The organism is Nonomuraea composti, from assembly GCF_012034275.1.
In the GTDB taxonomy this organism is placed as follows: Bacteria; Actinomycetota; Actinomycetes; order Streptosporangiales; family Streptosporangiaceae; genus Nonomuraea; species Nonomuraea composti.
On the sequence record NZ_JAATEP010000070.1, the window covers coordinates 1 to 25,539 of the forward strand.

At 73.3% G+C, this 25,539-nt stretch carries 21 protein-coding genes; 11 read left to right on the forward strand and 10 right to left on the reverse strand.

Annotation, left to right across the window (positions count from 1 at the left end; translation table 11 throughout):
* On the reverse strand, positions 1-735 hold a 735-nt coding region (locus HCN51_RS50775; RefSeq protein ID WP_168020047.1), incomplete at its 3' end, for an ABC transporter substrate-binding protein.
* A 202-nt stretch (positions 736-937) separates the two neighbouring features.
* Here HCN51_RS50775 and HCN51_RS50780 point away from each other — a divergent pair.
* Entirely contained in the window at positions 938-1,288 is a 351-nt protein-coding gene (locus tag HCN51_RS50780) for a hypothetical protein (protein ID WP_206068866.1), read from the forward strand.
* On the opposite strand, the gene HCN51_RS50785 is transcribed toward HCN51_RS50780, so the two are convergent.
* The gene (locus HCN51_RS50785) at positions 1,254-2,234 is read right to left on the reverse strand and encodes a LacI family DNA-binding transcriptional regulator (RefSeq protein ID WP_168020050.1); all 981 of its coding nucleotides are present in this window, start codon (positions 2,232-2,234) and stop codon (positions 1,254-1,256) included. The genes HCN51_RS50780 and HCN51_RS50785 overlap by 35 nt on opposite strands.
* Positions 2,235-2,308: 74 nt before the next feature.
* Here HCN51_RS50785 and HCN51_RS50790 point away from each other — a divergent pair, with 74 nt between their 5' ends.
* Positions 2,309-3,256, forward strand: coding sequence for a nucleoside hydrolase (locus HCN51_RS50790; RefSeq protein WP_168020051.1), 948 nt, complete (start codon positions 2,309-2,311; stop codon positions 3,254-3,256).
* Entirely contained in the window at positions 3,253-4,188 is a 936-nt protein-coding gene (add, locus tag HCN51_RS50795) for an adenosine deaminase (RefSeq protein ID WP_168020053.1), read from the forward strand. The genes HCN51_RS50790 and add overlap by 4 nt, the downstream gene beginning before the upstream one ends.
* 89 nt (positions 4,189-4,277) lie before the next feature.
* Here the strand turns inward: add and HCN51_RS50800 are convergent, their stop codons facing one another.
* Both HCN51_RS50800 and HCN51_RS61920 read right to left on the reverse strand, forming a co-directional pair.
* Positions 4,278-4,634 carry a hypothetical protein gene (locus tag HCN51_RS50800; RefSeq protein WP_168020054.1) on the reverse strand — a complete coding sequence of 119 codons (357 nt, stop codon included), beginning with the start codon at positions 4,632-4,634 and terminating at the stop codon, positions 4,278-4,280.
* Positions 4,635-4,718: 84 nt separating this feature from the next.
* Positions 4,719-7,052 carry a fibronectin type III domain-containing protein gene (locus tag HCN51_RS61920; RefSeq protein ID WP_168020056.1) on the reverse strand — a complete coding sequence of 778 codons (2,334 nt, stop codon included), beginning with the start codon at positions 7,050-7,052 and terminating at the stop codon, positions 4,719-4,721.
* A 196-nt stretch (positions 7,053-7,248) separates the two neighbouring features.
* Between HCN51_RS61920 and HCN51_RS50810 the strand changes: the two genes are divergently transcribed.
* The 7 genes from HCN51_RS50810 (at position 7,249) to HCN51_RS50840 (ending at position 15,940) form a co-directional block, all read left to right on the forward strand.
* Positions 7,249-8,202 carry a carbohydrate ABC transporter permease gene (locus HCN51_RS50810; protein WP_206068867.1) on the forward strand — a complete coding sequence of 318 codons (954 nt, stop codon included), beginning with the start codon at positions 7,249-7,251 and terminating at the stop codon, positions 8,200-8,202.
* A gap of 12 nt (positions 8,203-8,214) precedes the next feature.
* On the forward strand, positions 8,215-9,087 hold the full coding sequence (locus HCN51_RS50815) for a carbohydrate ABC transporter permease (RefSeq protein WP_206068868.1): 873 nt from the start codon (positions 8,215-8,217) through the stop codon (positions 9,085-9,087).
* 18 nt (positions 9,088-9,105) lie between these two features.
* Positions 9,106-10,470, forward strand: a complete 1,365-nt coding sequence (locus HCN51_RS50820; RefSeq protein WP_168020060.1) for an ABC transporter substrate-binding protein — start codon at positions 9,106-9,108, stop codon at positions 10,468-10,470.
* Positions 10,471-10,503: 33 nt separating this feature from the next.
* Positions 10,504-12,000, forward strand: a complete 1,497-nt coding sequence (locus HCN51_RS50825) for a glycoside hydrolase family 36 protein (protein ID WP_168020062.1) — start codon at positions 10,504-10,506, stop codon at positions 11,998-12,000.
* Positions 12,001-12,051: 51 nt separating this feature from the next.
* On the forward strand, positions 12,052-13,218 hold the full coding sequence (locus HCN51_RS50830) for an ROK family protein (protein WP_206068869.1): 1,167 nt from the start codon (positions 12,052-12,054) through the stop codon (positions 13,216-13,218).
* A gap of 266 nt (positions 13,219-13,484) precedes the next feature.
* Positions 13,485-14,774, forward strand: a complete 1,290-nt coding sequence (clpX, locus tag HCN51_RS50835; RefSeq protein ID WP_168020064.1) for an ATP-dependent Clp protease ATP-binding subunit ClpX — start codon at positions 13,485-13,487, stop codon at positions 14,772-14,774.
* Between the two features lie 188 nt (positions 14,775-14,962).
* Positions 14,963-15,940: a Ppx/GppA phosphatase family protein gene (locus tag HCN51_RS50840; protein ID WP_168020066.1), complete on the forward strand. Its 978-nt coding sequence runs from the start codon at positions 14,963-14,965 to the stop codon at positions 15,938-15,940.
* Between the two features lie 16 nt (positions 15,941-15,956).
* On the opposite strand, the gene HCN51_RS50845 is transcribed toward HCN51_RS50840, so the two are convergent.
* Entirely contained in the window at positions 15,957-17,426 is a 1,470-nt protein-coding gene (locus HCN51_RS50845; RefSeq protein ID WP_168020068.1) for an aminotransferase class I/II-fold pyridoxal phosphate-dependent enzyme, read from the reverse strand.
* A 119-nt stretch (positions 17,427-17,545) separates the two neighbouring features.
* Here HCN51_RS50845 and HCN51_RS50850 point away from each other — a divergent pair, with 119 nt between their 5' ends.
* The gene (locus HCN51_RS50850) at positions 17,546-18,223 is read left to right on the forward strand and encodes a YqjF family protein (RefSeq protein WP_168020070.1); all 678 of its coding nucleotides are present in this window, start codon (positions 17,546-17,548) and stop codon (positions 18,221-18,223) included.
* A 31-nt stretch (positions 18,224-18,254) separates the two neighbouring features.
* On the opposite strand, the gene HCN51_RS50855 is transcribed toward HCN51_RS50850, so the two are convergent.
* From HCN51_RS50855 to HCN51_RS50875, 5 genes are all read right to left on the reverse strand, one after another.
* Positions 18,255-19,427 (reverse strand): serine hydrolase domain-containing protein, encoded by a 1,173-nt coding sequence (locus tag HCN51_RS50855; protein ID WP_168020072.1) that lies wholly within the window; start codon positions 19,425-19,427, stop codon positions 18,255-18,257.
* A 47-nt stretch (positions 19,428-19,474) separates the two neighbouring features.
* Positions 19,475-19,852: a hypothetical protein gene (locus HCN51_RS50860; protein ID WP_168020074.1), complete on the reverse strand. Its 378-nt coding sequence runs from the start codon at positions 19,850-19,852 to the stop codon at positions 19,475-19,477.
* Between the two features lie 123 nt (positions 19,853-19,975).
* Positions 19,976-22,078: a hypothetical protein gene (locus HCN51_RS50865; RefSeq protein WP_168020076.1), complete on the reverse strand. Its 2,103-nt coding sequence runs from the start codon at positions 22,076-22,078 to the stop codon at positions 19,976-19,978.
* Complete coding sequence (locus tag HCN51_RS50870; RefSeq protein WP_168020078.1) at positions 22,075-23,196, reverse strand: VWA domain-containing protein; 1,122 nt, start codon at positions 23,194-23,196, stop codon at positions 22,075-22,077. The genes HCN51_RS50865 and HCN51_RS50870 overlap by 4 nt, the downstream gene beginning before the upstream one ends.
* The gene (locus HCN51_RS50875; protein WP_168020080.1) at positions 23,193-25,538 is read right to left on the reverse strand and encodes a DUF5682 family protein; all 2,346 of its coding nucleotides are present in this window, start codon (positions 25,536-25,538) and stop codon (positions 23,193-23,195) included. Before HCN51_RS50875 ends, HCN51_RS50870 begins: the two co-directional genes overlap by 4 nt.
* Position 25,539: the final 1 nt, after the last annotated feature.

Sequence of the window (25,539 nt, forward strand, 5' to 3'; positions counted from 1 at the left end):
CAGCGCGGCGGCCGTCTTCGGGTACTTGGCCAGCCACTGCTCGGTCACGCCCCATCCGTCGACGGGCACGCCGGCGGTGGGCCCGCCGATGGTGTCGACGATCTGGACGGCGCCGTTCTTCTTGGCCGCGCTGAGGAACGGCTCGGCCAGCCAGGCCGCGTCCACCTTGCCGGTGGACAGGGCGCCGAGCTGGTCGGCGAAGGGCACGGCGACGAACTTGACGTCGTCCGGCCGCAGCCCGGCCTGCTGGAGGTGGGCGTTGACGACGGTGTGGCCGAGGGTCTTGAGCACGTTGACGGCGATGGTCTTGCCCTTGAGGTCGGCGACGGTCCTGATCGGCGAGTCCTTGGCCACGACGACCGCGCAGAAGCCGGGCGCGCCGCCCATGGTGTGCTGGAACAGCTTGAGCTTGGCCGCGCCGGAGTCGTTGATGGTCATGAGCGAGACGTAGCTGGTCAGGAAGGCGTCCATGCTGCCGTTGACGATCTTCGGCATGACGGCGGTGGGCGCCTGGATGATCTCGGTCTTGACGGTGAGGCCCTCCTGCTTGAAGAAGCCGCGCTTCTCGGCGATGAACAGCGACGCCGACGACGCGACCGGCACCACGCCGATCAGCAGGTGGGTCTTCTCCAGCCCGCCGCCGGAGGCGGCCGGCTGCCCGCTCCCTGCGCCGCCGCACGCGCTGAGCGCCAGCGCCACTGCCATGCCCACGACCACGATCCTGGTCAGTCGCATCGCCACTGCCTTTCCGAGTCCGAGTCCGAGTCCGGTGTCCGGTGTCCGGTGTCCGGTGGTGCGAGTGAACGCGCCCGCCGCGCTCCGGGCTCGGCAGGCGTTTGCGCGGGATCTTGACTGCCTTGACAGCGTACGCCGGGGGTGTTTCACCTTGCATTCACCGGGCGGAAGGCGGGGCGCGGCGACTCGGTACGCTGGCGGCGTGAAGATCACCTGGCTCCGCAGGCTCGCCTGGGGAGCGCTCGCGTTGTTCCTGGCCGCCTTCGCGGTCTTCGAGAGCGTCAAGTACGGGCTGCCGACCACGGCCGCCGCGCTGGCCTTCGTCGTGCTGCCCGACGTGGCACGCCTGGCCGGGGTCCGCCCGCCGGGCCCGCTGCACCAGGCGGTGCACCGCGTGTGGATCCCCCTGGCGGTGCTGGTCTTCTACACCTTCGGCCCGATCGTGTGGCCGCCGCTCTTCACCGCCGGCCTCGGCTGGCTGACCCGCATCGCCGCCGACCGCACGCTGGGGCGCGGGCTCAGCGATCCGCGCAGCCGCAGCTACGCCTCCTGACCAGGGTCGCGACCGTGGGCGGGTGCGGGGTGGCAGGGTCGAGGAGCAGGTCCACGGCCTGCCGCGCCATCGTCTCCAGGGGCTGCCCGGCGACCGTCAGCGTCGGGGCGGTGTGCGCGCTGTCGGGGGTGCCGTCGAGGCCGACGACGGCGATGCGGCCGGGCACGGGCAGGCCGGCGGCGCAGGCCCCGGACAGGACGCCGATGGCCTGCTCGTCGGTGGCCGCGATCACCGCGCTCGGCACGGCGCCCTCCGTGGCCAGGCGGCGGATGAGCGCGTCGGCCTCGGCGCGGGAGTAGGCGGAGCGCAGCAGCGTGCCCCGGCCCCCGGCGGCCTCCTGGAAGATCTCGCGGCGCCGGCCCACCGGGCCGATGTCCTGGGGCCCGGCCAGGAAGGCGATGTCGCGGTGGCCGTGCTCGCGCAGGTGGGCGACCGCTTCCCGGACGGCTCCCGCGTTGTCGGCGGTGACCAGGGGCGTCTCGCCGTCGCCGGGCCCGTTGTGCAGGTACACGGCGGGCACGCCGGCCGCCCTGGCGTGCGCGGCCACGTCGTCGCCCGCGTCGGCCGAGGTGATCAGCAGCCCGTCGACCCTGGCTTCGAGGAAGCGCTCGACGAGGTGCCGCTGCCGCTCGGCCGAGTAGCCGGCGTTGCCGATCAGCATGAGCCGGCCGTGGCCGGCGAGCGCCTGCTCGACGTGCCTGGCCAGCGCGCCGAAGTACGGGTTGAGCGCGTCGGCGAGCACGAGACCGACCACGCCGGTGGTGCGTGAGCGCAGGGCGCGGGCGATGCGGTTGGGGCGGTAGCCGAGCTCTTCGGCGGCGGCGAGCACGCGCGCGCGGGTGGCGGCTGCGACGGGGCGGGGGCCGTTGTTCATGACGTAGCTGACGACCGCCGTCGAGGTGCCGGCCCGGCGGGCCACGTCGGCCACGGTGATCTGCCTGCTCATGAGGCTTTACATTCTCCCATCTCCTCGGTTAGATGGTGCCGCTCAGGAATCTAAACGATTAGACAAGGTGTGAAGTGCCACTCCTCATCGACACCGACACCGGCTCGGACGACGCCGTGGCGCTCCTGCTGGCGGTCAAGGACGGCGACGTACGCGCCGTGACCACCGTGGCGGGCAACGTCCCCCTGGAGACGGCCACCCGCAACGCGCTGATCACACTCGACCTGGCCGGGCACGCCGCCGTCCCCGTCCACCCCGGCTGCGACCGGCCGCTGACCAGGCCGCCGTCCACCGCCCAGCACGTCCACGGGCTCGACGGCATGGGCGACACCGGCCTGCCCGACCCCGCGCGCGGCCCGGCGGACGGCCACGCGGTCGACGTCCTGCTGTCGCTGCCCCGCCGCCACCCCGGCGAGCTGACGCTCGTCACCCTCGGCCCGCTCACCAACCTCGCCGCCGCCCTGCTGCGCGACCGCGAGCTGCTGACCCGCTTCCGCCACGTCTACTGCATGGCGGGCGCCGCCGACCTGCACGGCAACGTCACCCCCACCGCCGAGTTCAACGTGTGGGCCGACCCCGAGGCCGCCCGCGTGGTGCTGCGCGCCGCCACGCCCGGCCAGGTCACGTGGATCGGCTGGGACGTCTCGCGCCGGTACGCCGTCATGACCCCCGACGACCAGCGCCGGCTCGAAGCCCTCGGCACGCCTTTGGCCGCCTTCGCCCACCGCGTCAACCGGACGGTCGCCGACTGGGCCCGCGACGTCACCGGCCTGCCCGGCTACGACCTGCCCGACCCCGTCGCGATGGCCGTGGCCCTGCACCCCGAGCTGGTCCTCGACCGCGAGCGCGCGCACGTGGACGTGGCGGTCGGCGACGAGACCCGCGGCCAGCTCGTCATCGACCGCCGGCGCGCGGCACCCCCGCCCAACCTGACCCTGGTCCGCCGGGTCGACGAGCAGGGCTTCAAGCGGCTGCTCCTCGACGCCTGCGCCCACGTCCCCCTTCCGGAAGGATCCTCATGACCGGCCGCTACGACCTGCACTGCCACCTCGACGGCTCCGTCCGCCCGGACACCATCGCCGCCCTGGCCCGCGAGCAGGGCATCACCCTCGACCGTCCGGTGACGGAGCTGGTCACCGCGCCCGCCGACTGCGGCAGCCTGACCCGCTACCTCACCTACATCGACCTGCCGCTGCAGGTCCTGCAGACCCCCGGCGCGCTGCGCCGGGCGGCGCGCGAGCTGGTCGAGGACTGGAGCGCCGACGGCGTCGTCCACGGCGAGGCGCGCTTCGCGCCGCAACTGCACGGGCGGCAGGGCATGACCCCGGACGAGGCGGTGGCCGCGGTCGCCGCCGGGCTGGCGGAGGGGCGGGCCGCGACGGGCGTCCGAACGGCGCTGCTGCTGTGCTGCCTGCGCCACCAGACCCCCGACGAGAGTCTGGCCGTCGCCGAGACCGCGCTGCGGCACCGGGACGTGGTCGCCGGGCTCGACCTGGCCGGCGACGAGCGGCTGTATCCGGGCGCGCCGCACCGCCCCGCCTTCGACCTCGCCCACCAGGCCGGGCTGCCGTGTACCGTGCACGCGGGCGAGGCGGCGGGGGCCGAGAGCGTGTGGGAGGCGATCGACGTGCTCGGCGCGCGCCGGATCGGCCACGGCGTGCGCAGCGCCGAGGACGGCGCGCTGCTCGAACGCCTGCGCCGCGACGCGATCACGCTGGAGATGTGCCCGGTCAGCAACGCGCAGACCGGCGCCGTCGCCGGCCTGGCCGCCCATCCCGCCACCCGGCTGCTGAAGGACGGGCTCGCCGTCACCATCGGCACGGACGCGCGCACCACGTCCGCGACGACGCTGGAGCGGGAGTTCGCCGCGCTGCGCGAGACGGCCGGGTGGACGGAGGAGCAGGAGCGGCAGGTGAGCGAGCACGCCGCCGCCGGCGCCTTCACAAGCTCATGAGCCCGCCGGGCGTCATGCCGTAGCTTCAAGGCGCGCGAGCCCTGCGGGCGTCATGCCGTTGCTCAAAAGGCGCGCGAGCCCTGCGGGCGTCATGCCGTGCGGCGGCGGAGGACGCCGTAGAGGCCGCCCGCCACCGACAGCCCCATGATCGCGAAGAGCCGGATCGCGTCGGAGCCGCCCGTGACGCTCAGCTCCCCCACCGGATGGGTGAGGAAGCCGGTGGCCAGCGTCCAGGCCAGGATCCCCGTCACCGCCGCCGCCCACAGGTCCGCCGCGACGACGGCGTACAGGCAGGCGGCCAGCCCCATGACGGCGAACCGCACCTCGACCAGCGTGTCGGGAGCGAGCAGGGCGGTGGCCGCGCAGGCGGCGACCGCCACGAAGAACCCGATCCCGATCAGGAGCTCGGTGGGGCGGCGGACGGGCTTGGGGCGGCGGAGGAACATAAGTCCCCATTCAAGAGCGGTAAGGGGGTTCGAGCAACCGGCCGCCGCGCGGGGGAGGCCGGGCGGACCCGGCCTCCCCCTGGGTCACTGGAAGGAGAGGGAGTCGATGGTGACGGTGCTGTTGCCGCCGTACCAGAAGCCCATGGCGAGCTGCCCGGGTGAGGAGCGGTTGATGCCGTTGGCCGCCATCGGGATCTTGATGTCCTGGTAGGAGGTGGTGATGGCGGGGTGGCCGCCGCCGTCGAGCGTGTAGTCGGCGAACAGCTTGGTGGCGCCGCCGAGGCCGAGGTTGAAGTGGGCCTGCTCGCCGCCGGCCGCGCCCTTGATCCGGACGACGAGGTACGTGTACGCGGACAGGCCGGTGCCGACGTCGCTGCCGAACCAGCCGCAGTTGTCGTAGCGGAGGGCGAGCGCCCCGCCGGACACGGTGCCCGAGCCGCCGCCGTTGAGGAAGCAGTTGCCGCCGGTCCACCTGCCCAGGTCGTTGAGCGCGGCGGACGGGTAGGCGGGGTCGCCGTCGAAGTCGTCGAGCACCAGCCCCGTGGTGGTGGCCGGGAGGGTGGTCACGGTGACGGGCGCGGCGGCCGCGGAAGTGTTGCCGGCCGCGTCGTACGCCTTGACGGTGTAGGTGTAGGAGGTCGCGGGGGTCAGGCCGGTGTCGGTGAAGGAGGTCGTCGTCGTGCTGCCGGCCTCGGTCGAGCCGCGGTAGACGCGGTAGCCGGCGACGCCGACGTTGTCGGTGGACGCGGTCCACGACAGGGTGGCCGAGGTGGAGGTGCGGGACGGCGAGGTCAGCCCGCCCGGCGTGGTGGGTGCGGAGGTGTCGGTGCCGCCGGAGCCGACGGTGACGGTGCCGAGGGTGAGCCAGCCGTCTGCGCCCTGCGTGGCGTTGGCGAAGCGCAGCTTCTTGGCGTTCGCGGAGACGGCTTCCAGCGGGTTCCGCACGCGCAGGACCCACTGGTAGGAGCCGCCGGCCACGCCGGAGAGGTCGACGCCGGTCTGGAAGTACTGCGGGTAGCCGTAGTCGAGGTAGGTCGGGTCGGGGCCGACGCCCCAGTCGGGGAACGCGCGGATCTTGAGCGGCATGACCTTGCGCAGGTCCCAGGGCGTGTCGAAGGTCTTGACCACGGTCCCGGCGCTGTTGCGCAGGCCGAGGGTGACCGTCCACGGGTAGGAGAACGGGGCCACGCCGGTGTTGCTGATCTTCACGCCGACGTTCGTGGTGCCGGAGGCGGTGTTCTTGAAGTAGGCGTTGTCGACGGTGAGGTTGTAGCCCATGAGCCGGACGGCGGCGGCCACGCCGGGGTCGCCGGCCGCGTAGCCCTGGCTCTGCTCGTTGATCTTCCAGGTGGTGTGCTCCAGCTCGATGCACGCCTTCATGTTGTCGACCTGCCCTGAGCCGCCCGGCCAGGACGCGAACGCCGTGGCCTGGATCTCGGGCCGGACCTCGCCGCCCATCGACGAGGTGATCCACTTGTTCTCGCCGCCCACCGCGAGCGCCCGCTGGAGCTGCGCCCAGGAGGCGCCGCCGAGCGACTGCGGCAGCGTGACGCCGGCCAGGGGCGAGCCCTCGCGGAAGCAGAAGGAGTCGTCGTGGTAGCCGACGTCGAGGCCGGTCGCCGCGCCTCCTGCCGAGTCGGGGTAGCGCACCTCGAGCTTGGTCTCGTCGAAGGCGTCGTCGTAGGCGCGCAGGATCCGCGCGGCGTGCTCGTCGGTCGGCATGTAGTTCGGGTAGGAGTCGCCGCTGGTGTCGGTGTCGTACGGCCAGGTGTGCCACTCGCCCCAGAGCCCGATGAGGCCCAGGTGGATGAAGCCGATGCGCGGGTCGCCGTCGTAGCGGGCGCCGAAGGCGGCGATGAAGCCGCTGAGCGCGTCGAGCAGGTACGCGTTGTCGTAGTCGGGGCTGGTGGTGCCCCATCGGGTGTTGGTCCGGTAGGTGACGTGCCCGTCGAAGCAGTGCGGGATGGCGTTGGCCGGGTGCGTCCCGCTGCCGTCGGGATACTCCATGTAGAAGCGCACGGCGGCCTGGTTGCCGTAGGAGGCGATCTCGTTCAGCGCGTTGTCGAGGATCGACCAGTTGATCTTCGAGCAGTCGGCCGGGTCGGTCATCACTTCGGACAGGCCGAAGTAGCTCCAGGTGAGGGAGTGCGGGTAGCCGGTGTTCTGGTCGCTGCCCGGCCAGTAGAAGCGGGCGAAGCCCTTGAGCGGGTTGTCCAGCGGCCCCGGCGCGGCGGTCAGCGGGTGCGCCTGGAGCGAGGGGTCGGGCGCGGCGGGGGCCTGCGGCCGGGGCGGTACCCCGCCGGCGGCGGGGGCGAGCGCCCACGCCTGGGTGGCCGGGAGCAGGGCCAGCGCGAGGGCGGCTAATGCCGCGAGCACGGCCCGGTGCAGCCGCCGCGACGGCGGGACAGAAGCAGGCATGAGTGCGGAAACCTCCGGGATACGTGGCTGCCGGCGGGCGCGGAGGGCCCGCCGGATGGGGGTCGACGTGGGATGGAAGGGTCCGGGCGCGCTCCTCCAATATGAGGAGCTATTGACAAACTTACGATGCCCCACATCATTATTCGGGAGTCACACCGTGGCAAGAGGGCAATTTCACCAAGCGCCGAGGACGAAGATGAGAACGATGCGGACCGAGGAACGGTCGCAGCTCGCCGAGCCGCCGAACGACGCCGGCGCGGCCCGGCGAAGACGGCCCCGGCCGCGTGACGACCGCCGGGCGGCCTGGCTGTTCCTGATCCCCGCGCTCGCCGGCTTCGTGATCTTCTACGGCTACCCGACCGTACGCGGCATCTGGTACTCGCTGACGGACTACAACCTGCTCAGCGACCCCACGTTCGTCGGCGGCGACAACTACGCCCAGATCGTGCGGGACCCGCAGTTCTGGCACTCGCTCGGCGTCACCGGCTACTACGTCGTCATCAACATCGGCTCGCAGCTGCTGCTCGGCCTGCTCCTGGCCGCGCTCATGCACCGCCTCACCCGCTCGGTGGCGCTGCGCGCGATGCTGCTGCTGCCCTGGCTGGTGCCGAACGTCACCGTCGGCCTGCTGTGGATCTGGCTGCTCGACGCCGACCTCGGCTTCGTCAACCACCTGCTGAAGGCGCTCGGCCTCGGCACCGTCGGCTTCTTCGTCTCCCCCGACTGGGCGATGCCGACGATCGGCCTGGTCAACACCTGGGCGTACACCGGCTACACCGCGCTGCTCCTCTACGCCGGCATGCTGCAGATCCCGCCGCACCTGTACGAGAGCGCCGCCCTCGACGGCGCCGGCGAGCTGCGCATGTTCCGCTCGGTCACGCTGCCGATGCTGCGGCCCGTCCTCGCCCTGGTGCTCGTCGTGTCGCTGATCGGATCGTTCCAGATCTTCGACACGGTCGCCGTGGCCGCCGGCGGGCGCGGGGCGAGCAGCGCGATCAGGGTCATCTACTACTTCATCTACCAGCAGGCGTTCCAGTACTTCCACATGGGCTACGCCTCGGCGGCGGCACTCCTGCTCGCGCTCATCCTGGGCGTGCTCACGGTCGTGCAGTTGCGGCTGCTGCGGGCCTCCCGCTCGGACCTGGCCTGAGGAGGCGACACCTTGCGGCGCATCGGCACCCTCGCGGCCTGGGCCATGCTGGCCCTGGCCCTCGTGCTCACCCTGTTCCCCTTCTACTGGATGGTCCGTACGGCCCTCACCCCGGCCGCCGACCTCTACGCCGACAGCGGCGCCCTGTTTCCCAGCAACCCGACGCTGGTGAACTTCCAGCGCATCCTCGGGCTCACCACCCAGGAGGAGGCCCGCGCGGCGGGCGGGTCGGGCGCGCGGATCGACTTCGCCCGCTACCTGCTCAACTCCGTCGTCTACAGCGGGCTGATCGCCACGCTCCAGACGTTCTTCTGCGCGATGGCCGGGTACGCGTTCGCCCGCCTGCGCTTCCCCGGCCGCGAGGTGGTCTTCGGCATCGTGATCGCCGCGCTCATGGTGCCGCCGATCTTCACGCTGTTGCCCAACTTCGTGCTGGTCAAGAACCTCGACTGGGTCAACACGTTCGCCGGCATGGTGGCCCCGTCGATCCTGATGACCCCGTTCGCGGTCTTCTTCCTGCGGCAGTTCTTCCTGTCCATCCCCCGCGACGTGGAGGAGGCGGCCCGGCTCGACGGCAACGGCGCGTGGGGCGTGTTCTGGCGCATCGTGCTGCCGATGAGCCGCGGGCCGCTGATCACCATCGGGCTCACCACGACCGTGTGGGCGTGGAAGGACTACCTGTGGCCGCTGCTGGTCGGGCGCGAGGAGCAGACCCGCGTCCTGACCGTCGCGCTCGGCGTCTTCCTGCAGCAGTCGCCCAACACCCGCCCCGACTGGACCGGGCTCATGGCCGGCTCGACCCTCTCGGTCCTGCCCGTGCTGATCCTGCTGATCTTCCTCGGCCGCCGGCTGGTCCAGTCGCTCAACTTCTCCGGAATCAAGTAACCCCCCGAAAGAGGCATCATGAACACCACCAAGCGGGCAGGCCTGGCGCTGCTGGCGCTCTCGCTCGCCGGCACGCTCGCGGCCTGCGGCTCCGGCGGCGGCCAGGAGCAGGGCGGCGCGGCCGGCGGCGACGTCACGATCGACTACTGGCTCTGGGACGACAAGCAGCTCCCGGCGTACCAGGCGTGCGCGGACGCCTTCCACAAGGCGAACCCGAACGTCACCGTCAAGATCACGCAGACGGCGTGGGCGCAGTACTGGCAGAACCTCACCACCCAGCTCGCCGCCGGCCAGGCCCCCGACGTGTGGACCGACCACGGCTCCTACTACCCGCAGTTCGTCAGCAGCGGCCAGATCATGGACATCCAGCCGTTCGTCGACCGCGACAAGGTGGACCTGACCCAGTACCAGGAGGGCCTGGCCGACCTGTGGGTGAAGGACGGCAAGCGGTACGGCCTGCCGAAGGACTGGGACACCGTCGCGCTCGTCTACAACACCACGATGCTCGCCGAGCAGAAGATCAAGCCGGCGGAGATGGCGGACCTCACCTGGAACCCCACCGACGGCGGCACCCTCCAGCAGGTCATCGCCAAGCTCACCGTGGACGAGAACGGCCGCGACGGCCTCGACCCCGCCTTCGACAAGACCAAGGTCAAGGTGTACGGCTTCCTGCCCGAATGGGGCGACGGCTCCCAGGGCCAGAACGGCTGGGGCGACCTGGCCGTGGCCAACGGCTGGACCTACCTGGACAAGAACCCGTGGGGCACGCGCTACAAGTACGACGACCCCAAGCTCGCCCAGGTCATCGACTGGTACAAGCAGCTCATCGACAAGGGGTACGCGCCGAAGTTCGACAAGCAGTCCACGCTGGGCCGGGACGCGGTGCTGAACGCGGGCAAGGGCGCCATGTCCTTCGCCGGCTCGTGGACGATCAGCACGTTCCTGGGCCCGGACGCCGAGCAGAAGTTCGCCCTCGCCCCGATGCCCGTCGGCCCGGCCGGCACGCGGAAGACGGCCATCAACGGCCTGTCCGACGCGATCTTCGCGGGCACCGAGCACAAGGAGGAGGCGTGGAAGTGGGTGAAGTTCCTCGGCTCCGCCGGCTGCCAGGACATCGTCGCGGACAGCGCCGTCGTCTTCCCCGCCATCAAGACGGCCAGCGACAAGGCCGCCGCCGCCCACCAGGCCGCGGGGCGTGACGTGCAGGCGTACCTCGGCCCGACGAAGGCGCGGGGCGAGACGTTCCTGCTGCCGATCACCGACCACGGCAACGAGATCAGCCAGATCGTGCAGGACGCCATCCAGTCGATCGTCCTCGGCCAGGTGGGCACCGCCGAGGGGCTGAAGCAGGCCAACGACCAGGTCAACGCGCTGTTCACCTGATCGAAGCGACGTACACCGAGGAAAAGGAGCATCATGCCGCTGCTCGTCGAGCTGGCAGGCCGTACCGTAGCCGTTGAGCCTTCCGGCTCCGAGCCACCGCAGAGGATCGAGGGCGGGGTGCTGCTGCCGCCCGGCCGGGTGGCCGTGCTGCACGGCCTCGGCGACGCGCTGTTCTACCGGCACGGACACAACTCGTGGAGCCCGTGCGGGTGGCGGCGGCTGTCGGAGCCGCCGCTGCGCATCGCCGACCCGCGGCGCAGGACCACCGCCGACGACCCGGTCTGGGACGACCCGGCCCGCCACCACTCCTCCGCCGTCGCCGCCCTCCAGGGCGGCGACGGGCGGGTCCTGTTGCTCGGCGCGCTCGGCCTCGGCACGCCGCGCCTGGCCGCCGACCGCGACACCCTCGCCGGCTGGTACGAGGACGACGGCGCGCCCTGGTTCCTCGCCTACGGCGAAGAGGAGGAGGTCTTCGGCGCCTACACGCGCCTGCTGGCCGCCCGTCTCGGCACCGGCGGGCGGCGCGCGGGCAACGTCTGGTGCAGCTGGTACGCCTACTACGAGGGCATCACCGAGCAGGGTCTGGCCAAGGACATCGACGAGCTGAACGGTCTGCCGTTCGACGTGCTGCAGGTGGACGACGGCTGGGAGGAGATGGTCGGCGACTGGGAGCCGAACGCCAAGTTCCCGTCGGGGATGCGGGCGCTGGCCGACCGGATCGCCGCCGCCGGGATGACGCCGGGGCTGTGGCTGGCCCCGTTCATCGTGCTGCCGGGCTCGCGCACCGCCCGCGAGCGGCCCGATCTGCTGCTGCGCGACGAGCGGGGCGAGCCCGTGGTCGCCGGCTACAACTGGGGCACCGGCTACTGGGCGCTGGACCTGTCCAGGGCGGAGGCGCTGGAGCACGTGGAGCGGCTGGTCAGGCGGGTCGTGCACGAGTGGGGCTTCCGCTATCTCAAGCTCGACTTCATCAACGCGGGCGCCGCCCCCGGCGTGCGGGAGGGCGGCCTGGGGCGCGAGCGGGCGTACCGGAACGCGCTGGAGCTGATCAGGCGGACGGCGGGCGACGAGGTGTACCTGCTGGGCAGCGGCGCGATCCCGCTCCCCTCGCTCGGCCTGCTCGACGGGCTGCGCAGCGGCCCCGACGTGGCGCCGATGTGGCAGAACTACGCCAGCGACGACCCGTCCGACGCGATGGCGCGCAACGCCGTCGTCAACACGCTGCACCGGCTGTGGCAGGCGCCGCTGGCCGAGGTGGACCCGGACGTCGTGTACTTCCGCAGCCGCCTCAACCTGCTCAGCGAGCAGCAGCTCGGCTGGCTGCGCGACCTCGCGGTGGTGTGCGGCTTCCGCGCGGTGTCCGACCCGCCCGGGTGGCTGCGGCCCGAGGAGCTGGCCGAGATGACGGCGTACCTGTCGGCCACGCCCGCCGTCGTCCGCAAGGGCCGCTACGTCTTCGCCATCGACGGGCGCGAGGTGGACTTCGGCCCGGCCGTCGCTCCTGACGGGCAGTGGTATCCGATCTCCTGAGGTCGCACTACTCTTTTGTCAAGAGCGCATCGTTAATCAGGGGGGGCCAGGGTGACCGAGCAGGTCACGACCGGGACTGACGTGAACCGGATGCGGGAGCTCAACGCGCTCAGCATCGTCAGGGCGCTGCGGGGCAACCCGCCGTCCACCGTCACGGAGCTGGCCACCCGCACCGGGCTGTCCCGGCCCGGCACCGACGTCATCGTGCAGGGCCTGGTCGCCGACGGCTGGCTCACCGTCGTCGAGCCCGACGGCAGCAGCAGCGTCGGCCGGCCCGCCCGCCGCTACCGCTTCAACGCCGACGCCGGCCACGTGGTCGGCGTCGACGTCGGCGCGCACAAGGTGCTGGCCATGCTGTCCGACCTCGACGGCACGGTGGCGGCCACCAGCCGGCTGCCCGTCGATCCCGATGCCGACCCGGCGGCGCGGCTCGCCGTCGTCGACGCCGCCGTGGACGAGTGCCTGGCCGCGGCCGGCCTGCGCCCCGACCAGATCTGGGCCATCACCGTCGGGGTGACGGGGCCGGTCGACGCCAGCGGGCGCACCGCGCTGTTCACCCCGCTGCCCGGCTGGGCCACCGTGAGCCCCGCCGAGCACCTGGCCGCCCGCTTCTCCTGCCCCGTCCAGGTGGAGAACGACTGCAAGCTCGCCGCGCTGGCCGAGCGCTGGCAGGGCGCCGCCCGCGACGCCGACGACATCGTCTACCTGCTGGCCGGCATGCGCCTCGGCGCCGGCCTGATCATCGACGGCACGCTGCGGCGCGGCTACGGCGGCGCGGCCGGCGAGATCGGCGCCCTGCCGGCGGTCCGCTGGCTCGCCGCCCCCTCCCACCTGCAGAGCTGCCCCAGCCTGCCGGCCGGCATCGGCCCCGACGACGCCGCCGCCTGGGTGTTCAACGCCGCCCGCGCCGGCGACAAGACGGCCCGCACGGCGGTGCGCCGCTTCACCCGCGACCTCGCCGTGGGCGCCGCCGCCCTCGTGCTCACCCTCGACCCGCAGGTCATCGTCCTCGGCGGCGGCTTCTCCCGCTCCGCCGACCTCATCCTCGACCAGCTCGCCCGCGAGCTCGGCCGCACCTGCCTGCGCGTCCCCGAGCTGCGCGCCTCCACGCTCGGCGCGGAGAGCGTCGCGCTGGGGGCGCTGCGGCTGGCGCTCAACGACGTGGACGCCCGCCTGTTCGAGGTGAGCCTGCCGGCCCCGGTCGCACCGCGCGCCTGACCCGCTCACGCGTCCGGAAGAAGCTCCACGCAGCCCGCGCCGCCGTGCACCCGGATGCGCTGCCCGTCGCGGATGCGCTCGGTCGCCCGCTCCACCCCGGCGACGGGGCCGGTCCGATTTTCGCTTTTCGCACCGCGCGAATATCACGCCGCAATTAAGGGAGCCCGCGGCCGCGGCTCATTCTCAGTACTCGGCACAGCCTGTACGCTGTGGAGCGAAAAACGCGGAAGTCGCCAGAGGCGGCCAGAAGCGAAGGAGCGCCGGAAATGGCACGCCTCGGTGATCGCTCGGATCAGCTCAAATGCTCGTTCTGCGGCAAGAGTCAGCGGCAGGTCAGGCGGCTCATCGCGGGCCCCGGCGTCTACATCTGCCAAGAGTGCATCGAGATCTGCAACGAGATCATCGAGGAAGAGGCCGCGGAGACCACCGAGGTCCGGCGCGCCCACCTGCCGAAGCCGCACGAGATCTACCAGTTCCTCGACGCGCACGTGGTCGGGCAGGACAAGGCCAAGAAGACGCTCTCGGTCACGGTCTACAACCACTACAAGCGCGTCCTCTCCGGCCGCACCGGCTCGCGGGGCGACGACGTCGAGCTCGCCAAGTCCAACATCCTGCTGCTCGGGCCGTCGGGGTCGGGCAAGACGCTCCTGGCCCAGACCCTCGCCCGGCTGCTCGACCTGCCGTTCGCGATCGCCGACGCCACGGCGCTGACCGAGGCCGGCTACGTCGGCGAGGACGTCGAGAACATCCTGCTCAAGCTCATCCAGGCCGCCGACCACGACGTCAAGAAGGCCGAGAAGGGCATCGTCTACATCGACGAGATCGACAAGATCGCCCGCAAGAGCGAAAACCCGTCGATCACGCGCGACGTCTCCGGTGAGGGCGTCCAGCAGGCGCTGCTGCGCATCCTCGAGGGCACCACGGCGTCGGTGCCGCCGCAGGGCGGGCGCAAGCACCCGCAGCAGGAGTTCATCCAGATCGACACCACCAACGTGCTGTTCATCTGCGGCGGCGCCTTCGCGGGCCTCGACCAGATCATCGAGCAGCGCGTCGGCCGCCGCCGGATGGGCTTCGGCTCCGTGCTGCGCGCGGCCGGCGAGGAGTACGGCGACGGCGGCGCCCTGGCGGCGCTCATGCCGGAAGACCTCGTCAAGTACGGCATGATCCCCGAGTTCGTCGGCCGGCTGCCGGTCATCACGACCGTGCACGACCTCGACCGCGAAGCCCTCATCCAGATCCTCACCGAGCCGCGCAACGCGCTGGTCAAGCAGTACGCGCGGCTGTTCGAGCTCGACGGCGTCGCCCTGGAGTTCACCCCCGGCGCCCTCGACGCGATCGCCGAGCTGGCGCTGCTGCGCGGCACCGGGGCGCGCGGCCTGCGCGCGATCATGGAGGAGGTGCTGCTGCCGGTCATGTACGACGTGCCCAGCCGCACCGACGTCGCCCGGGTCGTCATCGACGAGGACGCCGTGCTGCGCAGCGTCAACCCGAGCCTGATCCCGCCCGGCCGCGCCGCCATGGTGCGCCGGCGCGGGCCCCGCGAGCAGTCGGCCTGAGTTTTCCGAGAATACGTCTTCGGAATATGCGCCGCCGAATACGCGGGCGCCACTGATCGCGAATGTTCGCGCAGGTCAGGCGCATTCCCGGGAAATCGCGTCCGAATGGCTGCCACTAAGTGCCGCGGCCGTTGAATGCACCGGCACTCCGAAGATTGTGCGCGCCATTCGCGGGTATCCGCCTGACCATGCGACTTGGCGTACTCGACATCGGCTCCAACGCCGCCCATCTCCGTATCGCCGACCTCACGCCGGGTTATCCGCCGCAACCGGTCGCCACGCTGAAACGCCAGATCCGCCTCGCCGAGGCGATCAACCGGGAGGGAGTCGTCGGGCGGCCGGCGATCGACCGGCTGATCGAAGCCGTCAGGGAGACCGCCGCCGTCGCGGCCCGGCACCGGGTGAACGAGCTGGTGCCGTACGCCACCGCGGCCATCCGCGACGCCGCCAACCGCGACGCGATCCTCGCCGAAGTCCTCGCCACCACGGGCGTGCGCGTCGGCTACATGGACGCCGAGCAGGAAGCGCGGCTGACCTTCCTCGCCGTGCGGCACTGGTTCGGCTGGTCGGCGGGGCCGATCCTGCTGGCCGACATCGGCGGCGGCTCCATGGAGCTCGCCTACGGCAGCGGCGAGACCCCCGACTTGGCGCTCGGCCTCCCCCTGGGCGCCGGGCGGCTGACCCGGCACCGCCTGCCGGACCCGGAGCGGGTCAAGAACAAGCACGTCAAGCGGCTGCGCGAGCACGTCGAGTCCGTGCTCGCCGGGTCCGTCGGCGACCTGCGCGCCCGGCACCGCGCCGGCCAGGCCACCGCGGTCGCCACGTCCAGGACGTTCGCCCAGCTCGCCCGCCTGTGCGGCGCGCCGCGGGCGAAGGCCGGGCCGCACGTGACGCGCGAGCTGCGCCGCGCCGACCTGCGCGCCGCCATCGAGCTGCTGGCGTGCCGGACCCCCATGGAACGGGCGCGGCTGCCGGGCGTCTCGGCCGCCCGCGCCCGGCAGATCCTCGCCGGAGCCGTCGTCGCCGAGGCCACCATGGCCGCCCTCGACCTGCCGGTCGTCCGCATCTGCCCGTGGGCGCTGCGCGAGGGCATCCTGCTGGACCGGCTGCACCACTCGGCGGGCCACGCCCGGCACCTGTCCGTGGTCCGCAGCGAAAGCGCCTGACCCGGATCCCGGAGGATCAGGCCACCACGCGGACGGTCTTCAGCGACGGGTCGGCCGAGTCGGGGATGACCATGCCGCCTTCCAGGCCGTCGTGCAGGTAGTCCAGCACCTCCCGGTTCAGCCGCTCCCCCGGCAGCGCGGCGGGGATGCCGGGCGGGTACGGGGTGATCAGCTCGGCGACGATCCGGCCCGCGGCCTGCTGCCACGGCACGTGCTCCACCGGGCCGAAGAACGCGTCCCTGGGCAGCATGGCCTGCTCCAGGCGCAGCTCGGCCGGCGACGGGATGCGCAGGCGAGGCGCGGGCGGCAACCCGCCACCTCCGTCGGCGTGCTCGGCGAGGTCGCGCAGCGCGTCCAGCAGCCGGCCGGTGCTCTCCTCGTCGTCGGCGTGGGTGAGCTGGACGCCGATCCGGCGGTGGTCGGCCAGGCCCACGTTGATCCGGTGGTGCTCGCGCAGCCAGTCGGCCGCCTGGAACCCGCCCGTCCCCAGGCCGATGACGTCCACGACCAGCTCCAGCGGGTCCACGTCGAACGCCCGCCCGTCGCCGCAGAAGTCGTCGCGGCCGTGCACGTGCAGGCCCTCGACGGCCTCGACCGCCGCCCGTACGGACTTGGCGAGCTGCAGCGTCCGGTCGTAGATGGCGTGGCCGTGCTCCACCATCTGCCGGCGCCAGCCGTCCAGCGCGGCGTACACCAGCACCGACGGGCTCGTGGTGCTGAACAGGTCGGCGCGCTGCTTGAGCAGCTCGGGCGCGATCAGGTCGCCCTGGAGGTGGAAGACGGAGCTCTGCTCCAGCCCGGAGCCCATCTTGTGGACGCTGGTGACGCAGACGTCCGCGCCCGCGTCCATCGCCCACGTCGGCAGGTCGGGGTGGAAGGGCAGGTGCGCGCCCCACGCCTCGTCCACGATCAGCGGCTTGCCGTGCTCGTGGCAGACCCGCGCGAGCGCGGCCAGGTCGGTGCAGGTGCCGTACGGGGTGGGCGTCACGACGAGGGCGCCCTTGGCGTCGGGATGCTCGGCGAAGGCCGCCGCGAACGCCTCCGGGGACGGCGGATGCGCCAGGTGCAGCTCCGCGTCCCACTGCGGATCCACCCACACGGGGCTGATCCCCGCCAGCACGAGGCCCGCCACCACCGACTTGTGCGCGTCACGGCCGATCAGCAGCTTCTCGTGCGGCCCCGCCACCGACAACATGGACGCCTTGACCGACAGGGAGCTGCCGCACGTGGAGAAGAACGCCTGCTTCGCGCCCACCGCGTCGGCCATCAGCTCCTCGGCCCGCTCCAGGAACCCGCCCGAGCTGGACCGGTCGTCGAGCCCGCCCACCGACAGCACGTCGGAGCGGAACACCGCCTCCCCCATCACGGCGGCCACGCGCGGATCGACGCCCCGGGCCTGCTTGTGCCCCGGCGGCGTGAAGGGCAGCTGCCCGCTCTCGTGGTACGCCTGCAAAGCCTGCAAGATCGGTGCCTGTGAATGATCCATGAGCTCCTTTGCCCTGTCACAGCACATGGAAACGGACATACCGCTGGATTGCCCGCGCCGCCGCCGGGCAGGGACACGGTGTGCGACCTCCACCATCACCCCACGTCAGCCTGCCCGTCATGTACCACGAGTGGTCGCGCATGACCTTCATCCACTGGCGCTACCGGCCCGAGCACGTCCAGGCGCTCCTGCCCCCTCAGCTCACGGTGGAGACGTTCGACGGGTCGGCGTGGGTCGGGCTCACCTGCTTCCTCATGCGGGGCGTCCGGGTGCCCGGCCTGCCCGCGCTGCCGTGGCTGTCCACCTTCCCCGAGACGAACCTGCGGACGTACGTGCGCGACGCCCGCGGGCGTACCGGGATCTGGTTCTTCTCCCTGGACGCGGGGCTGCTGCCGGCCGCGCTCGGCGGGCGGGGCGGGTTCTGGCTGCCCTACTACTGGTCCGGCATGTCCGTGGAGGCGGACCACGGCCACCTCCGCTACCGGTGCCGCCGCCGCCTGCCCGGGCCGGTGGGCGCCCGGTGCGACGCGGACGTGGAGGTCGGCGTGCCGCTGGTGGAGCGCGAGCGGGACGAGCTGGCGCACTTCCTGACCGCCCGGTTCCGGCTGTTCAGCGTCGTGGCCGGGCGGCTGGCCGCCGCCCAGGTCGAGCATCCGCCGTGGCCGCTGCACCACGCCCGGCTCAACGGGCTGGACCAGAGCCTGGTGCCGGCCGCCGGGCTGCCCGAGCCCGAGGGGCAGCCCGTCCTGCACGCCTCGCCCGGCGTGCAGGTGCGGGTGGGGATGTGGAGCTGGTGACGGCTCACGCTTTCAGAGCTTTCTTGACGGCTCACGCTTTCAGTGCTTCCTTGACGGCGGCGTAGAGCCGGGCCGAGCGGGTGTCCGGGACCTCGTGCCGGATCCGGTTCATCACGTAGCCGAACGCGACCCCGTTCCCCGGATCGGCGAACCCGAGCGAGCCGCCCAGCCCGCCGAACCCGAAGGCGGTGGGCGAGTACCAGTGGGCGTCCGGGGTGGGCAGGCCGAACCCGGTGCCGATCCGTACCGGCACGAGCAGGACGCGGTCGGTCCCGGCGGCCTGCTCGGCGGTCGCCGCGGCCAGCGTGCCGGGGGTGAGGAGCCGTCCGTCGATGAGGGCGGCGTAGAAGCCGGCCAGGGCGCGCGCCGTGCAGATGCCGTTGGTGGCGGGCAGTTCGGCGGCCTGCTCGGCGGGGTCGTTGTGGTCGAGCGGGGGCCGGACGAGGCTCATGGCCCGCGAGCTGAGCGAGGTGGGGTCGGCGTAGGCGGCCAGCACGGTCCGCATGGGCTCGGGGACGGCGTCGAGGTCGATCGCGGAGGTGTCGAACGCCGCCGGGTCGGTGACGATGCGGCTCACCCGATGGTGCTCCCGCTCGGGCAGCCCGATCCACAGGTCCAGGCCGAGCGGCCCGGCGATCTCCTCGGCGAGGAACGTGCCGATGCTCCGCCCGGAGACCCGGCGGACCACCTCGCCGACGAGCCACCCGTAGGTGAAGGCGTGGTAGCCGTGCTCCGTGCCCGGCTCCCACGCCGGTCGCTGGGCCGCGAGCGCGTCCACCACCGGATCCCAGGCGATCGCCTCGGCCGGGGTGATCGGGCGGTCGAGCACGGGCAGGCCCGCCTGGTGGGTGAGCAGCCACCGCACCGGGATCCGCTCCTTGCCGCCGGCCGCGAACTCGGGCCAGTAGCGGGCCACGGGCTCGTCGAGGTCCAGCTCGCCCCGCTGGGCGAGCAGCAGCGCGCAGGCGGCCGTCACCGCCTTGGTGGTGGAGTAGACCACCTGCAACGTGTCGCGCTCCCACGGGCGGCCGGTGTCAGGGTCGGCGAGGCCGCCCCACAGGTCGACGACCTTCTGCCCGTGCACGTAGACGGTGACCGCCGCGCCGATCTCCGCGCCGGAGGCCAGATTCTCCTCGAACGCCGCGCGCACCGCCTCGAACCCCGGTACCGTCTCCCCGCCCACCTCTGGGCCGTTTCCGAGCATGCGTCATCGCCTTTCTTGCCCGCGCGAGCGTCCGGGGAGGAAGAGGGTCAGCGGCGGAACTTCTCGATGAGCCAGGCGCACAGCTCGGGCTCGGTCATCTGGGGGAACTCCGCCTGGAATGTGGCCAGCGCGCGCAGCGCCTCGTCACGGTCGAGGCCGCGCGCCAGCGCCACCTTCAGGTACTCCTGACGCGCCGCCGTGGGCCGCCCGCCGCCGGCGCCGCGCCCCGGCAGGCTCTCCCGCCACCGGACGATCTCCTGCACCCGGTCGGCCCGCCAGCCAGGAGCGCCGTCCACCTCGACGTCGGGCTCCGGGAACGGGTGCTCGGAGCCGCCGGGATGGCGCGTGCGCCACTTGTGCACCGCGTGCCGGCTCACTCCCAGGGCCTCGGCCACGCCGAGGACACCGAGGTAACGCTCGGTCATGGGTGCCCCAACTCGTCCTTCCGTCCTCCTTCGCGGATCTCCAGTAGTACCACGTCCGGCGCCTCGCTCCTCGAGGCGCCAGAGAACATTGTCTCCATGAGAGACGATGTTTTCAACCCCTCGTCAGTTCAGGTCCAGGGCGACCTCCACCCGCAGGTACGCATCCACCCACGCCCGCTCGACCGCCTCCTCCTCGGACCCGCTCGCCCGCGCCCGCTCGAAAGCGGTGACGGCCCCCGCGACGCGCCGCAGCCCGAGCACGGTCAGCCGGTGCGCCGCCCCGGCGAGCCGTTCCCCGTAGGCGGGCGGCAGGTGCACCAGGCCGTGATGGGCCACCTCGGCGAGCAGCCCCCGCGCCTCGATCAGGGCCTCGGCCAGCGGCTCCGGCCGATCGTCCGCGACGGCCACGGGCCCGCCGCCCCCGCCCTCGGCCCGCAGGTCAGGAACGATCACCCGGTCACCGGCCGCCACGCCCAGCGCTTCGATCACGAGAGCCCCCGCGCGGCGCCCCACCACGCCGCTGACGAACCGCGGCTCGCCCTCCGCCCCGGCCAGCACGGCCGCCAGCGCGTCGAGCCGGCCGGGCGCGGCGGCGGTGTGAGTGGCCGAGACGATGACGGTGTTGCCAGAACCGTCGGCTATCACCGCGTCGAGCCGCTGGTCGCCGGGGGCGTACCGGATGGTCTCCACGCCCGCGACGGCCACGACCCGCACCAGCTCCGCCTCGATCCGCGGCCGGACCGGCCGCAGCGGCAGCGCGTCGAGCTCGCGCCCGAGCGCCGCGTAGTCGGTGACCACCAGGGACGCCGGCAGCGCGCCCCAGTCGCCCCGCGACGGGCTGACCGTCGTCCTGGAGATCCGGCCCGTGGCCAGCCGCACCGTGCGGCTCGCGCTGCGCACCGCGGACTCCGTGACCAGGTTCCCCGCGGCCAGGGCGCCCAGCGTGGACGAGGCGACGCGGCGGCGCGCCAGGGCCGGGCCGTCCTCGTCGCCGTCCCATTCGCGGCGCAGCACCAGCACCATGGCGTTGTCGCCGTGCGCCAGGTACACCTCCGCGATCCGCCGATCCCCCACGCCGCGCACCCGGCAGCCCAGGCTCTCCAGCCGGGCCCGGCGCAGCGGCGTCTCCGCCGCCTCGGCCGTGCCGAGCACGCTGCTGCGCGAGGTCGCGCCCGGCCGGGTCACCGCGCGGTGGCGGGCGTGCAGCTCGGCGACGTGGCTCGCGACCAGCTCGGGACGGTAGTGCGCGCCGCGGTCGCGGTAGGCGGCCAGCTGCTCCGCCAGATCCTCCACGGCCAGCAGCGGCCAGCGCAGCCCGGCGGCGTCCAGGTGCCGCCGCACGTCCGCGACCGTCGCCTCCAGGCCCTGCCCGAGATGCGCCGCCCCCTCGCGCAGCACCGTGCCCGCCAGCCCCAACGCCCGGCCCAGCCCCGGCCCGTCCCCGGCGCCCGCCTCCCCGCCCACGTCCACCCGCACGTCGGGCACGCCGGGATGCCGCTCGTCCGCCACCCGGAACGCCCACACGGCCAGCGCGATCACATCGTCCCTCACCCCGGCGACGCTGTCGGTGTGCACGAACCCGAGATCACCCGGCACCAGGAACCGCACGGTCGCCGACGGCAACTCGACCTGCGGCACCGGGTCGGCGGCGCTCGCCCGCCGGACCCGCGCGGCGAACCCGGCCCGCTCCGCCCGCCGGGCGGCCGCCATGAGCCGGGCACCGATCCTGGCGGTGAGCTGGTCGTCGCCGATCTCCCCCGGCGACCACACCCGCACCTCGGCCCCGTGCCGGGACGCAGCCTCGCCAGGCGCAAGCTGGGGCGCCGCCTCTCCCGGCGCGGGCTGTGGCCTGGCTTCACCCGGCGCGAGCTGGGGCGCGGCCTCCCCCGGCGCGGCGTCCCCTGGCACAAGCGCGGACGCGGACTCGTGGACAGGCTCGGGTGCGGGCGCGGGTGCGGATGCGGGCTCGGTGTGGAGGCGTTGGTAGGCGAGGATCACCGCGATGACGTGCCGGCAAACGCTGGTGGCGCCGCAGGTGCAGCGGGCCGCGCCCAGGCCGCCGATCGGGACGCTCGTGGCGGGCCCGCCGGGGAAGTCGCCGTGCACGGTGCCGTCCTCGTCGGTACGCAGCTCCGGCACGGCCTCCTTGCCGGCCCGTTTGACCAGCCCGCGGTTGGTGAGCGCGGCGAGGGAGTCGGGGGTGAGCCCGAGCAGGTCCGTCCTCATCGGCCCACGTGCTCCGCCACGAAGGACGCCAGCTCGCCGGGCGTCATCGCGCCCACGTGCGCCCCGGCGTCGGCCAGCCGCTGCGCCAGCCCGCGGTCGTAGTCGGGGTTGGCCTGCTCGTCGAGGGCGGCCAGCCCCAACACCTTGCTGCCCTGCTCCACGAGGCCGCGCACGATCCGCACCAGCCGGCCCGGGTCGCCGCCCTCGTAGAAGTCGGAGATCAGCACGACGATCGACCGGCGCGGCTGCTCCACCAGCCCGGCGCCGTACGCCGCCGCGCGGGCGATGTCGGTGCCGCCGCCGAGCTGCACCTTCATCAGCAGCTCCACGGGATCGTCCACGTCGGACGTCAGGTCCACCACCTCCGTGTCGAACGCCACCAGGTGGGTGCGCACCCCGGGCAGCCCCCACAGGCAGGCCGCGGTGACCGCCGAGTGGATCACCGAGTCGGCCATCGACCCGGACTGGTCGACGAGCAGGATCACCTGCCACTGCTCCAGGTGGCGGCGGGTGCGGGAGAAGAAGTACGGGGTCTCGATGACGACCTTGCCGGTGTCGGGCTGGTAGCGGCCGAGGTTCGCGCGCAGGGTGCGGACCATGTCGAAGTTGCGGGCCAGCCGGAACCTGCCGGCCCGCCGCGCCTTGGTGCCGGTGAACGCGCTGCGCACGTCGGTGGCGAGCCTGTCCATGAGCTGGCGGACGACCTGCTCGACGATCCGCCTGGCCAGCCGCAGCACCTGCGGGTTCATCAGGTGCTTGGTGCGCAGGACCGCCTTGAGCAGGGCGGGGTTGGGCTCGACTCGGGCCAGCACGGCCGGGTCGGTCACCACGTCGTGGATCTCGTAACGCTCGACGGCGTCGCGTTGCAGGCGCTCCACCGTCTCCTTGGGGAAGAGCCGGGTGATGTCGTCCAGCCAGTCGAAGGTGGTCAGCGTGGACGGGCCGGTGCCGCCCTGCCGTCGTACGCCGCGCCGGCGCAGGTCCTCGTCGCGGCCGTAGAGCCAGTCGAGGGCCGCGTCGCGGGCGGCGGCCGGCCCGCCGAGCGGCGCGCCGCCGAGGCACGCGCTGCCGGGCTCGCCCAGCAGGAGCCGCCACCGTTCGAGGGTGGGGTCGGTCATGACGTGATCAGTCCCTCCCTGCGCAGGGCCGTCTCGACCCGCTCGTCCAGTGCCATGCCGGCGGCCACCAGCTCGGGCGCCGCCTCCAGCCGCATCAACTCCCACGCGGACGCCCCTCCGGCGCGCCGCGCGACCAGGCGGGTGGCGATGAGGTGCCGCTCGCGGGGCGGGAAGAAGCCGAACGCCTGGCGCAGCGCGGGCAGCGCCACCAGGAAGTCGTCGTCGCTCATCCCGCCGACCAGCTCGTCGAGCAGCTCCAGCATGCCGTCGGCGTGCAGCACCTCCTCACGCGCCAGCGCGAACAACCCGGCCAGCCAGTCCCCGGCCGTCGCGGGCACGAACGCACCGCGCACGGCTTTGGCGGCATCGCCGGCACCCGTGCCGTGCGCCGCCTTGGCGGGATCGGCGGCGGTCGTGCCGCGTAGTGACCAGCTCAGGCCCAGTGACGCGCCCCGCAGGTCAGGTGGGGCCTCCGGGCAGGTCGCGAGGCGGTCGGCGACGCCCACTGCGAGCTGCGGGTCGAGGCCGAGGGCCGGGCCCGCGTGCCGGACGGCGTCGCGGACGGCGGCCATCGCGTGGATGCGCGGCAGGTCGGCCGGGGCCGGGCCGCCGCGGACGCCTTCCGCGACCCACAACGCCCGGCGGGTCGCGGCCTCGACGACCGTGCCGAGGGTGGTGCTGCCGCTGGTGCGGAACAGGTCGTCGTGGCGCCACATCGCCAGCGCCACGATGAGGGTGCGACCCAGCGCCCCGAGGTCGGCCGCCGCGCCGACGGCCCGGGCGACGTCGTCCAGCACGCGGCCGGCCAGCTCGCCGATGCCGCACAGTGCCGCGTCGAACAGCACGTCGGCGAGCTGGTCCAGGTCCGCGCCGGCGATCCGCTCGGCGAGCGCGGCGGCGGCGGCCTCCTGCGGGTCCACGCCGTAGCCGCCGGCCTCGATCAGGGCGGGCAGCCGGTCCTCCGATTCGGTCAGCACCCACCGCTCGGTCAGCTCGGCGTCGCCCGCCGGGCGCGGCCCCGAGAGGCGCTCGACGCCGGGGATGCCCAGCACGCGCAGCCGGTGCAGCAGCCGGCTGCGCTCGCGGCCGGCGTCCTCGCCGAGGTCGAGCCGTTCCTCGCCGGGGCCGCCGAGCACCGCGAGCACCGCGTGGACGAGCGGCGGCAGCGGGGTCGCGGGATGGAGGCGGCCGGTCCGGTCGCCGCTGAGCGCGGCGATCATCTCCACGATCACCGGATGGCTGCCCTCGGGCAGCGGCCCGCGCGCCGCCCAGGGCAGCGGTGTCTCCAGCGCCTCGCTGACCAGCGCGGCGGCCAGGCCGTCGAGCACGTCCACGCGGGCCGGATGCGGGTGGCCGCGCATCAGCGCGATCCCGTCGGCGGTGGCGCGGGCGGCGATCAGGTCGGCGGTGGACACGGGCTGGCGGCGGGCACGCAGCCGGGCCGTGACCGCCTCGGTGAGCCCGCGCGCGGCCTCGTCCGGCCCCGACTCCCAGAGGCGCTGGTAGTAGCCCGGCGACGGCATGCCCGACTGGTAACCGTCGAAGGCGTCCAGCCGCCGGAACGAGTACGGCACCAGGTAACTGCCCACCACGGCGTCCTCCGGCGGCCGCGGCACCTCCGGCCATCCCGCGTCACCATGCCACGGCGGCTCCGGCCGGCTGGCGTCACCCTCCCCCGCCGATCCCGACCGGCTCGCGGCGCCCTGCCCGGCGAGCCGGATCAGCGCCGGTCGGTGGAAGCCGCCGGTGACCACGACCACCGGGCGTTCGCCCGCGTCGGCCGCCGCGGCCCTGATCCACCGCGCCATGTACGCCTCGCGCGCAGCGTCGTCCGCCCCCGGCTCCGTGTCGCCGCGCACCAGGTCGAAGTACGTGGCCAGCCGCTCGGCCAGCCCGTCGGCCGGCTCGATCTCGAACAGGTGGTCCCACAGCGCGTCCACGTTGTCCACGGAGAAGGCGTGGCACAGCCGCCGGGTGACCTCGTCGTAGCGGGCCTCGGCGTCGGCGTACCGGTTGCGGACACCGGCCAGGGCCGGGTGCCAGGCGGGCAGGTCGATGAAGCGCAGCTCGGCGCCGGCGGCGCGGCCGGCGGTGAGCGCCGTCCACTCGGGCGAGTAGTCGCACAGCGGCGTCCACGAGCCGTGCCGGCGCTCGGGGTCGCGGTAGCCGGTGTAGACGGCGATCGGCAGGTCGTGGCCGAGCAGGAGCTCGTCCATGCGGGCGTTCATGTCGGCCGGGCCTTCGACCAGCACGTACGCGGGCCGCAGGGAGGTGATGGTGTCGGCGACGAGCCGGGCGCAGGCGGGGCTGTGGTGGCGGACGCCGATGAACGTGACGGCCATG

What these genes read in the sequence shown, in the direction of transcription:
- HCN51_RS50870 (WP_168020078.1), bottom strand. Translation starts at nt 23,196, where the DNA reads ATGACCGACCCCACCCTCGAACGGTGGCGGCTCCTGCTGGGCGAGCCC.
- add (WP_168020053.1), top strand. Translation starts at nt 3,253, where the DNA reads ATGACCGGCCGCTACGACCTGCACTGCCACCTCGACGGCTCCGTCCGC.
- HCN51_RS50850 (WP_168020070.1), top strand. Translation starts at nt 17,546, where the DNA reads ATGTACCACGAGTGGTCGCGCATGACCTTCATCCACTGGCGCTACCGG.
- HCN51_RS50825 (WP_168020062.1), top strand. Translation starts at nt 10,504, where the DNA reads ATGCCGCTGCTCGTCGAGCTGGCAGGCCGTACCGTAGCCGTTGAGCCT.
- clpX (WP_168020064.1), top strand. Translation starts at nt 13,485, where the DNA reads ATGGCACGCCTCGGTGATCGCTCGGATCAGCTCAAATGCTCGTTCTGC.
- HCN51_RS50875 (WP_168020080.1), bottom strand. Translation starts at nt 25,538, where the DNA reads ATGGCCGTCACGTTCATCGGCGTCCGCCACCACAGCCCCGCCTGCGCC.
- HCN51_RS50820 (WP_168020060.1), top strand. Translation starts at nt 9,106, where the DNA reads ATGAACACCACCAAGCGGGCAGGCCTGGCGCTGCTGGCGCTCTCGCTC.
- HCN51_RS50845 (WP_168020068.1), bottom strand. Translation starts at nt 17,426, where the DNA reads ATGGATCATTCACAGGCACCGATCTTGCAGGCTTTGCAGGCGTACCAC.
- HCN51_RS50865 (WP_168020076.1), bottom strand. Translation starts at nt 22,078, where the DNA reads ATGAGGACGGACCTGCTCGGGCTCACCCCCGACTCCCTCGCCGCGCTC.
- HCN51_RS61920 (WP_168020056.1), bottom strand. Translation starts at nt 7,052, where the DNA reads ATGCCTGCTTCTGTCCCGCCGTCGCGGCGGCTGCACCGGGCCGTGCTC.
- HCN51_RS50800 (WP_168020054.1), bottom strand. Translation starts at nt 4,634, where the DNA reads ATGTTCCTCCGCCGCCCCAAGCCCGTCCGCCGCCCCACCGAGCTCCTG.
- HCN51_RS50810 (WP_206068867.1), top strand. Translation starts at nt 7,249, where the DNA reads ATGAGAACGATGCGGACCGAGGAACGGTCGCAGCTCGCCGAGCCGCCG.
- HCN51_RS50840 (WP_168020066.1), top strand. Translation starts at nt 14,963, where the DNA reads ATGCGACTTGGCGTACTCGACATCGGCTCCAACGCCGCCCATCTCCGT.
- HCN51_RS50860 (WP_168020074.1), bottom strand. Translation starts at nt 19,852, where the DNA reads ATGACCGAGCGTTACCTCGGTGTCCTCGGCGTGGCCGAGGCCCTGGGA.
- HCN51_RS50785 (WP_168020050.1), bottom strand. Translation starts at nt 2,234, where the DNA reads ATGAGCAGGCAGATCACCGTGGCCGACGTGGCCCGCCGGGCCGGCACC.
- HCN51_RS50855 (WP_168020072.1), bottom strand. Translation starts at nt 19,427, where the DNA reads ATGCTCGGAAACGGCCCAGAGGTGGGCGGGGAGACGGTACCGGGGTTC.